The sequence below is a fragment of the Streptomyces sp. NPDC055140 genome (assembly GCF_053607285.1).
Genome location: NZ_JBSGTG010000031.1, coordinates 80,259 through 95,469 on the forward strand (window position 1 = coordinate 80,259; position 15,211 = coordinate 95,469).

At 70.8% G+C, this 15,211-nt stretch carries 14 protein-coding genes; 4 read left to right on the top strand and 10 right to left on the bottom strand.

Annotation, left to right across the window (positions count from 1 at the left end; genetic code table 11):
- Window positions 1-36: 36 nt before the first annotated feature.
- Genes ACWFR4_RS39310 through ACWFR4_RS39355 form a run of 10 tightly spaced genes read right to left on the bottom strand, consistent with a single transcriptional unit; the run spans window position 37 to window position 9,892 of the window.
- Entirely contained in the window at window positions 37-1,578 is a 1,542-nt protein-coding gene (locus ACWFR4_RS39310; protein WP_453460115.1) for an NADH-quinone oxidoreductase subunit N, read from the bottom strand.
- A complete protein-coding gene (locus ACWFR4_RS39315) occupies window positions 1,575-3,149 on the bottom strand; it encodes a complex I subunit 4 family protein (protein WP_453656455.1) in 1,575 nt (524 codons plus the stop codon). Before ACWFR4_RS39315 ends, ACWFR4_RS39310 begins: the two co-directional genes overlap by 4 nt.
- A 6-nt stretch (window positions 3,150-3,155) precedes the next feature.
- Window positions 3,156-5,150, bottom strand: a complete 1,995-nt coding sequence (locus ACWFR4_RS39320; protein ID WP_453460109.1) for an NADH-quinone oxidoreductase subunit 5 family protein — start codon at window positions 5,148-5,150, stop codon at window positions 3,156-3,158.
- Window positions 5,147-5,548 carry an NADH-quinone oxidoreductase subunit NuoK gene (gene nuoK, locus ACWFR4_RS39325; RefSeq protein ID WP_453656456.1) on the bottom strand — a complete coding sequence of 134 codons (402 nt, stop codon included), beginning with the start codon at window positions 5,546-5,548 and terminating at the stop codon, window positions 5,147-5,149. Before nuoK ends, ACWFR4_RS39320 begins: the two co-directional genes overlap by 4 nt.
- A complete protein-coding gene (locus ACWFR4_RS39330) occupies window positions 5,548-6,168 on the bottom strand; it encodes an NADH-quinone oxidoreductase subunit J family protein (protein ID WP_453656457.1) in 621 nt (206 codons plus the stop codon). The genes nuoK and ACWFR4_RS39330 overlap by 1 nt, the downstream gene beginning before the upstream one ends.
- Window positions 6,165-6,776, bottom strand: coding sequence for a NuoI/complex I 23 kDa subunit family protein (locus tag ACWFR4_RS39335; protein ID WP_453460102.1), 612 nt, complete (start codon window positions 6,774-6,776; stop codon window positions 6,165-6,167). The genes ACWFR4_RS39330 and ACWFR4_RS39335 overlap by 4 nt, the downstream gene beginning before the upstream one ends.
- On the bottom strand, window positions 6,773-7,744 hold the full coding sequence (locus tag ACWFR4_RS39340; RefSeq protein WP_453460099.1) for a complex I subunit 1/NuoH family protein: 972 nt from the start codon (window positions 7,742-7,744) through the stop codon (window positions 6,773-6,775). The genes ACWFR4_RS39335 and ACWFR4_RS39340 overlap by 4 nt, the downstream gene beginning before the upstream one ends.
- On the bottom strand, window positions 7,741-8,871 hold the full coding sequence (locus ACWFR4_RS39345) for an NADH-quinone oxidoreductase subunit C (RefSeq protein WP_453656458.1): 1,131 nt from the start codon (window positions 8,869-8,871) through the stop codon (window positions 7,741-7,743). Before ACWFR4_RS39345 ends, ACWFR4_RS39340 begins: the two co-directional genes overlap by 4 nt.
- Complete coding sequence (locus ACWFR4_RS39350; protein WP_453460093.1) at window positions 8,868-9,509, bottom strand: NADH-quinone oxidoreductase subunit B; 642 nt, start codon at window positions 9,507-9,509, stop codon at window positions 8,868-8,870. Before ACWFR4_RS39350 ends, ACWFR4_RS39345 begins: the two co-directional genes overlap by 4 nt.
- Complete coding sequence (locus ACWFR4_RS39355; RefSeq protein ID WP_453460090.1) at window positions 9,500-9,892, bottom strand: NADH-quinone oxidoreductase subunit A; 393 nt, start codon at window positions 9,890-9,892, stop codon at window positions 9,500-9,502. Before ACWFR4_RS39355 ends, ACWFR4_RS39350 begins: the two co-directional genes overlap by 10 nt.
- A gap of 165 nt (window positions 9,893-10,057) precedes the next feature.
- Here ACWFR4_RS39355 and ACWFR4_RS39360 point away from each other — a divergent pair, with 165 nt between their 5' ends.
- The 4 genes from ACWFR4_RS39360 to ACWFR4_RS39375 all read left to right on the top strand — a co-directional run.
- Window positions 10,058-11,236: a sensor histidine kinase gene (locus ACWFR4_RS39360; protein WP_453656459.1), complete on the top strand. Its 1,179-nt coding sequence runs from the start codon at window positions 10,058-10,060 to the stop codon at window positions 11,234-11,236.
- Between the two features lie 129 nt (window positions 11,237-11,365).
- On the top strand, window positions 11,366-12,715 hold the full coding sequence (locus ACWFR4_RS39365) for a sensor histidine kinase (protein ID WP_453460084.1): 1,350 nt from the start codon (window positions 11,366-11,368) through the stop codon (window positions 12,713-12,715).
- Between the two features lie 175 nt (window positions 12,716-12,890).
- Window positions 12,891-13,550, top strand: coding sequence for a LuxR C-terminal-related transcriptional regulator (locus tag ACWFR4_RS39370; RefSeq protein WP_453656460.1), 660 nt, complete (start codon window positions 12,891-12,893; stop codon window positions 13,548-13,550).
- Between the two features lie 321 nt (window positions 13,551-13,871).
- Window positions 13,872-15,211: 2-oxoacid:acceptor oxidoreductase family protein (locus tag ACWFR4_RS39375; protein WP_453656461.1), on the top strand; the 1,340-nt coding region annotated here is incomplete at its 3' end.

A 15,211-nucleotide genomic window follows, 5' to 3' on the forward strand; every position in this document is an offset into this window, starting at 1 on the left:
CCCTGGTGTACGACGTTGAGGTCGCTAAGAGGGTGCCTAGAAGAGGCCCGTCGACGCAAAACGGAGAACCATCTGAGGTGCACCCGACAGGACGACCCCGATGACGGCGGTCAGCCCGATCGCCGCGGTGAGCGGCGCCGGAATCCGCTGTACCGCCTGCTCGCCCTCGGCGGAGCGGAACAGGGTCGCCGTCCACTGGAGGTAGTAGTAGAGAGCGATCACGACGTTGACTGCCATGACGACGGCGAGCCAGCCGAGGCCCGCGTCGACGGCCGCCGAGAAGACGGTGACCTTCGCGAAGAGACCGATGATGCCGGGCGGCAGGCCCGCGAGGCAGAGCAGGAAGAAGCCGAGGACCAGGGCGGCCAGCGGCCGGGAACGGTACAGGCCGCGGTAGTCGCTGATGCGGTTCAGGGGCTTCGTGCGGGCCACGAGGGCGGCCACGGCGAAGGCACCGAGGTTCACGGCGGCGTACATGAGGGCGTACGCGACCGTGGAGCCGATGGCCTTGTCGGCGTCCTTGGAGTAGGCGGCCGCGGCGATCGGGACGAGGAGGTAGCCGGCCTGGCCCACCGACGACCAGGCGAGCAGGCGTACCGCGCTGTACGCGCGCGTGGCCTGCTGGCGCAGGGCCGCCACGTTGCCCACGGTCATGGTGAGCGCGGCGAGCGCGGCCAGGGCCGGGCCCCACACGTCGGCGTAGGACGGGAAGGCGACGACGGTGACGAGGATGATCCCGGAGAAGCCGACCGCCTTGCCGATCACCGACAAGTAGGCGGCGACCGGCAGCGGGGCTCCTACGTAGGTGTCGGGCACCCAGAAGTGGAAGGGGGCGGCGGCGGTCTTGAAGGCGAAACCGACCAGGGTGAGGGCGACGCCCGCCTGGGCCAGGGTGTGGAACTGCCCGTCGACGTGCGTCAGAGCGGTGGCGATCCTCGTGAGGTGCAAGGTGCCCGTCGTCGCGTAGACGAAGCTCACGCCCAGAAGGGTGACCGCGGTCGCCGTGACCGAGGACAGGAAGAACTTCAGGGCCGCTTCCGAGGAGCGCCGGTCGTCGCGCTTGATGCCTACGAGGGCGAACGCCGGCAGGGACGCCACTTCCAGGGCGACGACAAGGGTGGCCAGGTCGCGCGACGCGGGCAGCAGCGCGGCGCCCGCGGCGGAGGACAGGAGCAGGAACCAGAACTCTCCCTCGGGGAGCGCCCTGGGCGTGTTCTTCGCGTCCTTGATGCCGGTGATGGACAGGAGCGCGGTCAGCAGGGCGCCGGCCAGGACGAGGAACTGGATGACGAGCGTGAAGTGGTCGGCCGTGTAGCTGCACGCGGCCTGCTCGCCCTTGAGCGTCTTGAGGCAGAAGGTCGAGCGGTCGCCGTCCAGAAGGGGCAGCAGCGCGAGCGCGGCGGCGGCCAGACCCGCGACGGAGACCCAGCCGAGCAGCGCCTTCCTTCGCTCGCCGAGGAACAGGTCCGCGACGAGCACCACGAGGGCGACGACCGCCGCGATGGTGGGCGGCGCGATCGCGAGCCAGTCGACGGACTGGACGAGGGACGCCACGGACGGCGCGGCGACGGCGGTCACTGGATGCCTCCTGCGAGGAGCTTCTGCACGGCCGGGTCGGTGAGCCCGATCAGAGCCGCGGGCCAGAGCCCGCCGACGACGGTGAGGGCGACGAGCGGGGTCCAGGCGGCGAACTCGTAGCCCTGGACGTCGGCGAGCTTCGGCGCCTCGGCCTCGTGCGGGCCCATGCAGACCCTGCGGACGACGGCGAGCATGTACGCGGCGGTGAGCAGCGTGCCGAACGCGGCGATCGCCATGAACGTGAGGAACGCGGGGCGGCTCAGGTCGGCGGCCGGCTTGAACGCGCCGAACAGGGCGAGCATCTCGCCCCAGAACCCGGCGAGGCCGGGCAGCCCGAGGGAGGCGACGGCGGCGAAGGCGAGGAGCCCGCCGAGGCGGGGCGCCTTGCCGTAGAGCGCCATGCCGCCCTGCTGGGCAAGCGTGTCGAGGTCTGTGCTGCCCGTGCGGTCCTTGAGGGCGCCGACGAGGAAGAACAGCAGGCCGGTGATGAGGCCGTGGGCGATGTTCGCGAAGAGCGCGCCGTTGACGCCGGTCGGCGACATCGTCGAGATGCCGAGCAGGACGAAGCCCATGTGCCCGACGGACGAGTACGCGATGAGGCGCTTGAGGTCGCCCTTGGCGCCGGGCCGCGCGAGGGCGAGGCAGGCCAGGGACCCGTAGATGATCCCGACGACGGCGAACGCAGCGAGGTACGGCGCGAAGGTGTGCATGCCGTCGGGCGTCACCGGCAGCAGGATCCGCACGAACCCGTACGTGCCCATCTTGAGCAGCACGCCGGCGAGGAGGACCGAGCCGACGGTGGGCGCGGCGGTGTGGGCGTCGGGCAGCCAGCTGTGCAGCGGCCACATCGGCGTCTTGACCGCGAGCCCGATCCCGATCGCCAGAACGGCGGTGACCTGCACGGACGTGCTCAGGCCCCGGCCGTTGTCAGAGGCGAGTGCCACCATGTCGAATGTGCCGGACTTGAGTCCGATGAGGAGGATGCCCAACAGCATCACGACGGAGCCGAGGAGCGTGAAGAGGATGAACTTCCAGGCGGCCTTGGCCCGTTGCTCACCACCCCAGCGGGCGATGAGGAAGTACATCGGGATGAGGACCATCTCGAAGGCGAGGAAGAAGAGCAGCAGATCGAGCACGGCGAAGGTCGCGAGGGTGCCGGACTCGAGCAAGAGGATCAGCGCGACGAATGCCTTGAGGGACGGGCCCTTCGGCATTTTGAAGTAGCTGTACAGCGCGCAGAGGAAGGTCAGCAGGGCGGTCAGGACCAGGAGGGGGAGCGAGATGCCGTCGATACCGAGGTGGATCCGCACGTCGAGTGCGGGGATCCAGCTGATGTCGGTCGTGGCCTGCATCTTTGACGGGTGGTCATGGTCGAAGCCGAGCGCGAGGACGATCGCGGCGATGAGGATCACGCCGGTCACGGTCACGCCGTGGCGGAGCACGGCCTGGTCCGGGGACTTCCCCTTCAGCCCGGGCGGGGCCGGGAGAAGAGCGGCGGCGGCGCCGACGAGCGGGCCGACGACGATCAGTGCGAGAAGGAACTGCATCACGGATTCACTGATATCGATCACGGCTGCTCACGCTCCGGCGGTGGCGACGAGGACGACGGCGATCGCCAGGACGACGGTCCCTGCGAGCAGGGCGCTGAGATAGGTCTGCACGTTGCCGGTCTGGGCACGGCGGACGGCCCGGCCCAGCCAGTTGGGTACGGCGGCGGCGCCGCGCACATAGGTCTCGACGACCTCGCGGTCGAGGAAGCGGACCAGTGAGGCCGCGGCCGTGACCGGCCGGACGAACAGGGCCGCGTAGACGGCGTCCAGGTGGAAGCCGGTGGCCGCGTGGCGGTGCAGCGGGCCGAGCAGGAGACGGCCCGGGTCCGCCGGATCGGGGGCGTAGGCGATGTCCCCGTACGCGGCCGCATGGGTCGCGATGGCCTCGGCCTCGACGATGCCGCCGTCCGCGTCGGGGTGGGCGGCTACGGCGCCGAGCGGGGCGCCCGCGGCGAGGGCCGTGGTGTGGCGCCAGGCCGCGTAGGTGACGAGTCCGCCGACGAGGGCGACGCCCGTGCCGAGGACGGAGGTGGTGAGGGTCGGGGTCAGCGAACGGCCGTCGAACCAGTCGGGCACGACGCCGACGGTGAGACCGAAGGCGAGCGAGGGGATCGCCAGGACCCACAGGACGGCGTTCATCACGACGGGCTGCTTGCCGTGGTCGGGGGCCTCGGTGCCGTGGCCCCGGAAGACCAGGAGCCAAAGGCGCGTGGCGTACGCGGCGGTGAGCAGGGCCGTGAGGAGGCCGGACACGAGGACGATCCAGCCCGCCGAGGACGGGATCGCCTCGGCGTGGCCGGTGGCGGCGTGCTCGGCGGAGCCGAGGACGGCCTCCTTGGAGAAGAAGCCGCTGAACGGCGGGATCGCGGCGAGCGCGAGGAGCGCCACGGTCATCGTCCAGTAGGCGTCGGGGACGCGGTCGCGCAGGCCCTTCATGCGGGACATGGCGGCGAGCGAGTTGGTGCCGGCGGCGTGGATGACCACGCCCGCCCCGAGGAACAGCAGCGCCTTGAAGGCGCCGTGCGACAGGAGGTGGAAGACGGCGGCGCCGCGGTCGCCGACGGCGAGGGCGCCGGTCATGTAGCCGAGCTGGCCGATCGTCGAGTACGCGAGGACGCGCTTGATGTCGTCCTGCGCGAGGGCGGCGAGCGCCGAGCCGGTCATCGTGACGGCGGCCATGACGGCGAGGACGACCAGGGCGGCGCCGGAGGCGGCGAAGACGGGGAGGAGCCGGGCGACGAAGTAGACACCGGCGGCGACCATCGTCGCGGCGTGGATCAGCGCGGAGACCGGTGTGGGGCCGGCCATCGCGTCGGGCAGCCAGGTGTGCAGCGGGAACTGCGCGGACTTGCCCGCCACTCCCGCGAGGAGCAGCAGCGCGATCAGCGTGGGGTGGTCGAGGCCGCCGCTCGCGACGGCGCCGAGGACCGTCGTGATGCGGAAGGACCCGGCGTCCACGGCGAGCGCGAACAGGCCGATCAGGAAGGGGACGTCGCCGAGCTTCGTGACCAGGAACGCCTTGAGGGACGCGGCGCGCGCCTCGGGTGTCTCCCAGTAGTGGCCGACGAGGAAGTACGAGCAGATGCCCATGACTTCCCAGCCGACGAGCAGCACCATCAGGTCGCCCGAGTAGACGACGAGAAGCATCGCGGAGGTGAAGAGGGAGACGAGCGCCGCGTACGACGGGTAGCGCGGGTCGTCGCGCAGGTAGGCCGTCGAGTAGATCTGCACGCACGACGCGACGACGCAGACCAGGACGGCGACGAGCGCGGCGAAGCCGTCGATGTACAGGGCGAGCTCGATGGGGACCGAGCCCGTCGGGGTGAGTTCGGTGGCCGCGTCGATGCTCCGGCCGCCGCCCTGGCGCACGGCGACGAGGACGGTGAGGGCGAGCGCCGCGAGGGTCGGCAGCACGGCGAGGGGCCGTACGAAGCCGGGCGCGGTGCGGCCCAGGAGCAGTCCCGCCGCGGCGGCGAGGAACGGGAGGAGGGGGACGAGTACGGCGAGGGTCGTGGTGGTCACGCGGTGGCCTCGGCCTTCTCGTCCGTAACGGTCTCGGCGCCGGCGTCCGGTGCAAAGCCGTCGGGTCCGCCGTCGTCCGGGGACTCGGCGGTGTCACGAAGCTTGTCGATGTCGGAGGTGCCGCGACCGCGGTACACGGCGAGCACGATCGCGAGGCCGATGCCGATCTCGGCCGCGGCGATGGCGATGGTGAACAGGGTCAGCGCCTGGCCGGAGTGGAGGGTGTCGCGGGCCGCCTTGCTTAGCCAGACGTCGAAGGCGACGAGGTTGAGGTTGACGGCGTTGAGCATCAGCTCGACGGACATCAGGACCAGGATCGCGTTGCGGCGGGCCAGCACTCCGTACAGGCCCGTGCAGAAGAGCAGCGCGGAGAGGACGGCGGGGTAGGCGAGGTGCATCAGCGGTTCCCCTCCCGGGCCTTGGTGTTCGTGTCCTGCGCCTTGGTGTTCGCGTCCTGTGGCGTGGCGGTCTTGCGGGACAGGACGATCGCGCCGACGAGGGCCGCGAGCAGCAGGACCGAGAGCGCCTCGAAGGGCAGCACCCAGTGCTGGAAGAGGATCGATCCGGTCACCGCGGTGGTGCCCTGGGGTGCGCCGTCGAGGTCGACCCAGGTGGTGCGGAAGGCGTCCACGACGACCCAGACGAGGGCGGCGGCCGCGGCGACGGCGACGGTCAGCGCGGCCCACCGGTTGCCCGAGTCGGCGTCCGGGGAGCGGCCGATCGGCGCCCTCGTGAGCATCAGTCCGAACAGGAGGAGGACGACGACGGAGCCGACGTAGATGAGGACCTGTACCCAGGCGATGAACTCGGCGGTGAGCAGCAGGTATTCGACGGCGAGGCCACCGAGGGCGACGACCAGCCACAGGGCCGCGTGCACCAGCTGCCTGGTGGTGACGGTGACGATCGCGGCGCCGAAGGTGACCAGGCCGACGAGGAGGAACGCGATCTCGACGCCGGTCGGCGAGAGGAATCCGTGGGTCTGCGTGGCCGCGGTGGCGGCCGCTGCGATGGGGGTCACGCGGGTCCCTCCTCTCCGGGTGCGGGTTCGCCGGGTGCGGGTTCTTCCGCGGCGGCGGCCTGCGCGGCGGCCAGCTTGTCGGCGGCCTTGCGGGCGGCGGCGAGTTCCTTGGGTTCCTCGGCCGCCGGGTCGAGCGCGGGCGGGGCCGGGACCGTCCACATCCACTCGCGGAGCCGGTCGCGCTCGTGGGTGAGTTCGTGGATGTCCGTCTCCGCGTACTCGAACTCCGGGGACCAGAACAGCGCGTCGAACGGACACACCTCGATGCAGATACCGCAGTACATGCACAGGGCGAAGTCGATGGCGAAGCGGTCGAGGACGTTGCGGCTGCGCTCGCGGCCGCCCTCGACGGTGGCCGGCACCGTCTCCTTGTGGGAGTCGATGTAGATGCACCAGTCGGGGCACTCGCGGGCGCACAGCATGCAGACCGTGCAGTTCTCCTCGAACAGGCCGATGACGCCACGGGTGCGGGGCGGCAGTTCGGGCTGGACGTCCGGGTACTGCTCGGTGACGGTCTTACGCGTCATCGTGCGGAGGGTGACGGCAAGACCCTTGGCGAGACCTGCGCCGGGGATGCGGGGCCGGCTGGGCGGGAGTGACTCGGTCACTGGTTGATCGCCACCTTCACGATTCCGGTGAGCGCGATCTGCGCGAGTGCGAGCGGGACGAGGAGGGTCCAGGAGAGCTTCTGGAGCTGGTCCTCGCGGAGACGGGGGTAGGTGACGCGCAGCCAGATCACGACGAACGCGAGGACGGCCGCCTTCAGCAGCGTCCAGACCCAGCCGAGGCCGTCGGCGCCCCACGGCCCGTGCCAGCCGCCCAGGAACAGGACGGTGGTGAGGCCGCACAGGACGACGATCCCGGCGTACTCGGCGAGCAGGAACAGGGCGAAGCGCAGGCCTGTGTACTCGGTGTACGCGCCGAAGATGATCTCGGAGTCGGCGACCGGCATGTCGAAGGGCGGGCGCTGGAGTTCGGCGAGGCCCGCCACGAAGAAGACGAGGGCGCCGACGATCTGCCACGGCACCCACCACCACTCGAACGCGTCGACGATGCCGGGCAGCGAGACGGTACCGGCGGCCATCGCGACCGAGGCGGCGGCGAGCAGCATCGGCAGTTCGTAGGCGAGGAGCTGCGCGGCGGTGCGCAGGCCGCCCAGGAGGGAGAACTTGTTGGCCGACGCCCAGCCCGCCATGAGCGAGCCGAGCACTCCGACGCCCATGACGGCGAGTACGAAGAAGATGCCGGCGTCGACGACCTGGCCGACCGCGCCCTCGCTCGGGCCGACGGGGATGGCGAGCAGGACGAGGAGGTACGGCAGAAGCGCGACGGCGGGCGCGAGCTGGAAGATGCGGCGGTCCGCGTCGGCGGGGACGATGTCTTCCTTCTGCGCGAACTTCACGCCGTCGGCGACGAGCTGGGCCCACCCGTGGAAGCCGCCCGCGTACATGGGGCCGAGGCGGCCCTGCATGTGCGCCATCACCTTGTGCTCGGTCTGGCCGACGACGAGGGGCAGGACGAGGAAGGCGACGAAGACGACGATGAGCCGCAGAGCGACGTCGAGAACGTCGTTCACTCCGTTCCTCCTGAGGGGGTTTCGGGGACTTCGGGGGTGGCGTCCGGAGCTTCGGGGGCGTCCGGGCTTCCGGAGGTAGCCGGGGCATCCGGGGCTTCGGAGGCAGCCGGGGCATCCGGCGCGTCCGGGGCACCCGGGGCATCCGGCGCGTCCGGGGCATCCGGCGCTTCAGGCGTGGGCTCCTCCGGCGTGGCCGGTTTCGGCTCGTCGAAGGCCGGGCGGGCGTGGTGCCAGGGCGCGTCGCCGGTAGCACCGGACTTGCCTGCGGCGTCCGGCTTCGGCGCCGCGGGAGTCTCGGGCGCCGCGGGAGTCTGAGGCGCCGCAGAATTCTCAGGTGCCGCAGGGGCCTCAGGGGTTGCCGGTGCCTCAGGAGTTGCCGGCGTCTGCGAAGCCGACCCCTGCGACGCGCTCCGCGAGCGTCTCGGCGGCGCGGCAGCCGCCGCATCCGTGCCGGCCGGGGCGGCCTGACTGGCCGACCCCTCCCCCGCCGTGCGCGTCCGCCGCACCGGACGGTCGCCCGCCGCGCGGCCCGCGCCACGGGCCGGGCGGGCCGGGGCGGGCGGAAGCTGGCCCTTCAGCGGGCCCCACTCGTTCGGGTCCGGAACACCCGGCGGCAGTATCTGCCGCCGCTTCGGCCCGCCGTGTTCGGACTCCCCCGGCTCCTTGGCGCCGGGCCATGCCTTCACGACACGCGCCGCGAGCACGAAGTCCTTGCGCAGGGGATGGCCCTCGAAACCGTCGGGGAGCAGGAGCGGCACCAGGTGCGGGTGGCCCTCGAAGCGGACGCCGAACATCTCGTGCGTCTCGCGCTCGTGCCAGCCCGCGCCCGCGTACACGTCGACCGCGGTGGCCAGGACGGGGGCGTCGTGCGGCACGGTCGTGCGCAGGAGCAGTCGGCGTACTGGAGACAGGGCGACGACGTGCGCGCAGACGCGAAAACCGGTGCCGGGCTCGTCGACCGCGCTCAGCCAGTCGAAGTAGGTGCAGCCCAGCGTGGTGCGGGCCGTTTCGAGGGCGGCGATCCACGTGGCCGCGGGAACGTCGACCGTGAGGACCTCGTACGACTCCTCGGCCGTGGCGTCCGGGCCGAAGAGCTCCTCGACGGGTCGGGGCAGCCAGCCGGTCACCGCTCCCCCTCCCCGGAGTCGTCGCGCGTCGGGACCGGCGGCTTCACGAGGCCGCTGCTGAGGGCGGCCGCCGACGGCCGTCCCGCCGCCGCGTCGGCGCCGTAGCGCTCGCCGAGCGACTCGCGCGCGATCTTCTCCTGAAGTTTGAGGATGCCCTGGAGCAGCGCCTCCGGCCTGGGCGGGCACCCGGGCACGTACACATCGACCGGGATGATCTGGTCGACGCCCTTGGTGACCGAGTACGAGTCCCAGTACGGGCCGCCGCAGTTGGAGCAGGCGCCGAACGAGATGACGTACTTGGGCTCGGGCATCTGCTCGTACAGGCGCTTCACGGCCGGGGCCATCTTGTCCGTGACCGTGCCGGAGACGACCATCAGGTCGGCCTGGCGCGGGCCCGGCGCGAAGGGGATGACGCCGAGGCGGATGAAGTCGTGCCGCGCCATGGACGCCGCGATGAACTCGATGGCGCAGCAGGCAAGACCGAAGTTGAAGACCCAGAGCGAGTAGCGGCGGCCCCAGTTGAGGACCACCTTCATCGGCTCGGGGGCCAGCCGGGACAGCACGCCCAGCTTCTTCGGGCTGACGGGCTCCGGCAGGAGCACCGGCTCCGAGGGGGGCAGGTCCGGGGTCACGTCCATGTGAGGACGCCCTTCTTGTATGCGTACAGCAGGCCCACGGCGAGGAAGCCGAGGAAGATGAACATCTCCACGAGCGTCGCCGCGCCGAACTGCGGATCGGCGAAGACGGTCGCCCACGGGAAGAGGAAGATCGAGTCGACGGCGAAGATGACGTAGAGGAACGCGTAGACGTAGTAGCGGACCTGGGTGTGGGCCCAGCCCTCGCCGACGGGGTCGACGCCGCACTCGTACGTCAGGAGTTTCTCGGGGGTCGGCACGACCGGGCGCAGCAGCCGTCCCGCCCCGAAGGCGACGGCCACGAACAGGACTCCGACGACGACGAGCCCACCGACGACGGAGTACGTCTGGAAGTAGCCTGCGGCGACCATGGTCGATTCCGGCATGTCCGCCCCTCGCTCCATTATGTTCGACGATCTGTACGCACGGGAGTCTAGGGCCTGTTAAAGAGAGGGTAAGCAGGCGTCCAGGGTTGAGGTGGGGTTATCCCCCGTCGGGTCCGGCAGCCCGCCTCATGGCGCCCCGGCGCCCGGCCGGGCACGCTGTCGCATATGACCGCTCGCATCGTCACCACAGAGCCGGACGTGGACCGTCCGCCGGCGCCGCGCTTCGCCTTCGGCCGGCACACCTGGAAGGAGATCGCGTATCTCCTCAGCAATCTGCCGGTCGCCGTGCTCGGCTTCGTCTATGTCGTGACGATGCTGGCCACCGGCGTCGGCCTGGCCGTGACGGTGATCGGTCTGCCCGTGCTCGCGGCCGGTCTGTTCGGCGCGCGTCAGTTCGGGAAGGCGGAGCGGGGGCGGGCCCGCGCGCTGCTCGGGCTGCGCATCGAGGAGCCGAGCCCGCTGCCGCGCAGCCGCGACGAGGGCTTCTTCGGCCGGCTGTGGTCCGGCCTGAAGGACCCGGTGGGCTGGCGGGCGGTGCTCTACGAGTTCATACGGCTGCCGTGGGGTGTGCTCACGTTCGCCATCACGCTGACCGGGCTCTTCGTGCTGTGGCCGGTCCTCCCGTTCATCGTGCGGGGCCTGACCAACGCGGACCGGGCGATGGCGCGGGCACTCCTGTCGCCGTCGGACGAGCTGGAGCGGCGGATCGCCGAGCTGGAGTCGGACCGCGGCGTCGTCGTCGACACGGCCGCCGCCGACCTGCGCCGCATCGAGCGCGACCTGCACGACGGCGCACAGGCCCGCCTGGTCAACCTCGCCATGGGCCTCGGCCTCGCGAAGGAGAAGCTCCTCGAGGACCCGGACGCCGCTGCCGCCATGGTCGACGAGGCACACGGCGAGGTGAAGCTGGCGCTTCAGGAGCTGCGCGATCTGGCCCGCGGCATCCACCCGGCCATCCTGACCGACCGCGGCCTGGACGCGGCGCTCTCCTCGGTGGCCTCGCGCTGCACGGTTCCCGTGAAGGTCACGGCGGACCTGCCTCAGCGGCCCGCCGCGGCGATCGAGGGCATCGCGTACTTCACGGTGTCCGAGCTGCTGCAGAACGTCAGCAAGCACAGCGGGGCGCGGTCGGCGTCGGTCGACGTGTGGCGCTCCGCGGACCGGCTGCTGATCCAGGTGCAGGACGACGGGCGCGGCGGCGCGAGCCTCGACAAGGGCACGGGCATGTCGGGCCTCGCGGACCGGCTCGGCGCGGTGGACGGCCTGTTCGTCGTGGACTCGCCGGAGGGCGGTCCCACGACGGTGACCGCGGAGCTGCCCTGGCGCGACCGCACACCCGCGTAAGCGCGGCTGTGGCCGGCGGGGTAGGGAAAACCCCCGGTCCAAGACGCCGACCAGCTCCATGGCCGCGAGGCGCCACCGCGAGGAGTCTGGACGTACCAGGCGGACGAGCAGAACGGACGGACCCCACCAATGATCACGCCCACGCAGCATGGACACGGATACGGCTACCGCGACGACGCGGTGGCCGGGGAACGGCGCCGCCGTCTCCCGGCCGGGCTGCGCGCGCCGTTCGAGGCCCGTACGTTCCGCGAGCTCGGCTATCTGCTCCTGAGTCTCCCGCTCAGCATCATCACGTTCGTGTACGCGGTGACGATGGTGTCGCTCGGCGCCGGCCTACTGATCACGTTCCTCGGCATCCCGGTGCTGGCCGGCGCCCTCGCCGGGGCGCGCGGGTTCGCCGCGATGGAGCGGGCCAGGGCGCGCGCGCTCCTCGGCGTCGACGTAGGCACGCCGGGCCCGCTGCGGCCCCGCACCCAGGGCCCGATGGCGTGGATGGGCGCCCTCCTCAAGAGCGGCGAGTCGTGGCGCAACCTGCTGTACACGGTCGTGCACTTCCCGTGGGCGGTCTTCGCGTTCAACGTCGCGCTGGTCTTCTGGACGGTGGGCTGGTCCCTGCTCACGTATCCGCTGTGGCAGTGGGTCTTCCCCATGTACGCCGGCCAGGGCGGGATCCAGCTCTACGGCGACGGCGCGCACAACATCTACCTGGACAACCCCTTCGAGATCACGGTCACCGCGGCGGTCGGCCTGCTGATCACGCTCGCGACGCCGTGGATCATCAGGGCGCTGGCCTCCGTGGACCGGGCGCTGGTGAGCGGGCTGCTCGGCCCGTCGCGGCTCGCCACGCGCGTCGTGGAGCTGGAGTCGGACCGCGGCGTCGTCGTCGACACGGCCGCCGCCGACCTGCGCCGCATCGAGCGCGACCTGCACGACGGCGCACAGGCCCGGCTGGTCAACCTCGCGATGGATCTGGGGCTCGCCAAGGAGAAGCTGACGGAGGACCCGCGGGAGGCGGCGCGCATGGTGGACGAGGCGCACGGCGAGGTGAAGACGGCGCTCCAGGAGCTGCGGGATCTGGCCCGCGGCATCCACCCGGCCATCCTGACCGACCGCGGCCTGGACGCGGCCCTGTCCTCCGTGGCCTCCCGCTGCACGGTCCCGGTGCAGGTCGAGGTCGATCTGCCCGCGCGGCCCGCGCCGGCCATCGAGGGCATCGCCTACTTCACGGTCAGCGAGCTCCTGCAGAACGTCAGCAAGCACAGCCGGGCGACCCGCGCCACGGTCGACGTGTGGCGGGTCGAGGACCGCTTGATGCTCCAGGTGACGGACAACGGCGTGGGCGGCGCCGACGCCTCCACCGGCTCCGGCCTCGCCGGGCTCGCCGAGCGTCTCGACGCCGTCGACGGGATCCTCCTGGTGGACTCGCCGACGGCGGGCCCGACGCGGATCACGGCGGAACTGCCTTGGCGGCGCGCCTGACGACCGGCGCCCGCGTGTGCGGTGCACCCCTTCCCGGGGTGCACCGCACACGCGTGTCCTCCCTCTTCCCGGCCAATCCCGGCGCCACGACCCAGGACAGTCCGGATGCTGGGATGCTGGTGACTGTTGAACGGGTGGGACGGGCTGTGGGGGGCCGAGAAACGTGGAGGACAGAGTGCGAGTGGTCATCGCCGAGGATTCAGTGCTGCTCAGGGAGGGCCTGACCCGGTTGTTGACCGACCGCGGGCACGATGTGGTGGCGGGCGTGGGCGACGGGGACGCGCTGGTCAAGACCGTCACCGACCTGGCCGCGCAGGACGCGCTGCCGGACGTCGTGGTCGCCGACGTGCGGATGCCGCCGACCCACACGGACGAGGGCGTGCGCGCCGCGGTCCTGCTGCGCAAGCAGCACCCGGGCCTCGGGGTGCTGGTCCTTTCGCAGTACGTGGAGGAGCAGTACGCGACCGAACTGCTCGCCGGTTCCAGCCACGGTGTGGGCTATCTGCTCAAGGACCGGGTGGCCGAGGTGCGCGAGTTCGTGGACGCGGTCGTGCGGGTGGCGCAAGGCGGTACGGCCCTCGACCCCGAGGTGGTGGCCCAGCTCCTGGGTCGCAGCCGCAAGCAGGACGTGCTGGCGGGGCTGACCCCGCGTGAGCGCGAGGTGCTCGGCCTGATGGCCGAGGGGCGGACGAACTCGGCGATCGCGCGTCAACTGGTCGTGAGCGACGGCGCGGTGGAGAAGCACGTCAGCAATATCTTCCTGAAGCTGGGACTGTCCCCGAGTGACGGGGATCACCGGCGTGTTCTGGCGGTGCTCACCTACCTGAACTCGTGACGACCTGACACCCTGTCAGATATGGCGGGAATCGGTCGGCGGACTCCAGGACGCTCCGGCCGGCCTCGGGGTCGACCGGAGGGCCGGCCGCGGGGTCGACCCTGAACCGGTCCTAGAACCAAAGGATGAGTGGGCGCGTCTTCGAACAGGGGACCATGGGGGTGGGTAAAACATGACAAACAAGGTCATCAGGGTGTCTCATTGTCGCGTCCACCATGCGAACTATCCAGGGAAGGCGACCCTTACCGACGTAGGGTGGGCCATGGAGGGGCCGGTCGGCCGGCCGCTCCCGCAGAGCCGCCTCGAGGGAGGTCCAGTTCAGTGACCAGCCAGGTCAGCAGCCAGGCCGAGCAGGCCGATGGGGCAGTGGTCGGAGAGCAGCGCAAACACGCGGGCGACAAAGACGTACAGCGTCTGGACCGGGTGATCATCCGGTTTGCGGGTGACTCGGGTGACGGTATGCAGCTGACGGGTGACCGGTTCACTTCGGAGACGGCGTCGTTCGGGAACGATCTGTCCACGTTGCCGAATTTTCCGGCTGAGATTCGGGCGCCCGCGGGGACACTGCCGGGCGTTTCTTCGTTCCAGTTGCATTTCGCGGACCATGACATCCTCACGCCGGGCGATGCGCCGAATGTGCTGGTGGCGATGAACCCGGCGGCGTTGAAGGCGAACATGGCGGATGTGCCGCGTGGTGCTCAGGTCATCGTCAACACGGATGAGTTCACCAAGCGGGCGATGCAGAAGGTCGGTTACGACACGTCGCCGCTGGAGGACGGTTCGCTGGACGGGTATCACGTCCATCCGGTGCCGTTGACGACGCTGACGGTTCAGGCGCTCAAGGAGTTCGAGCTGTCCCGCAAGGACGCGGGCCGTTCGAAGAACATGTTCGCGCTGGGTCTGCTGTCGTGGATGTATCACCGGCCGACGGAGGGCACGGAGAGGTTCCTCCGGTCGAAGTTCGCGAAGAAGCCGCAGATCGCCGCGGCGAACATCGCGGCTTTTCATGCGGGCTGGAACTTCGGTGAGACGACGGAGGACTTCGCGGTCTCCTACGAGGTCGCGCCGGCTGCGTCCGCGTTCCCGACGGGTACTTACCGCAACATTTCTGGGAATCTGGCGCTGTCGTACGGGCTGATCGCGGCGTCCCGGCAGGCGGATCTGCCGTTGTATCTGGGCTCGTATCCGATCACGCCGGCTTCGGACATCCTGCACGAGTTGTCGAAGCACAAGAATTTCGGTGTGCGCACGTTCCAGGCGGAGGACGAGATCGCGGGGATCGGCGCGGCGCTGGGCGCGGCGTTCGGCGGTTCGCTGGCGGTGACCACGACGTCGGGTCCGGGTGTGGCGCTGAAGTCGGAGACGATCGGGCTGGCGGTCTCCCTCGAACTGCCGTTGCTGGTGGTGGATATCCAGCGTGGTGGCCCCTCGACGGGTCTGCCGACCAAGACGGAGCAGGCGGATCTGCTGCAGGCGATGTACGGGCGCAATGGTGAGGCGCCGGTTCCGGTGGTCGCGCCGAGGACGCCGGCCGACTGTTTCGACGCGGTGATCGAGGCGGCCCGGATCGCGATCACCTACCGGACCCCGGTCTTCCTTTTGTCGGACGGTTATCTGGCGAACGGGTCGGAGCCGTGGCGTATCCCGGAGATCGATCAACT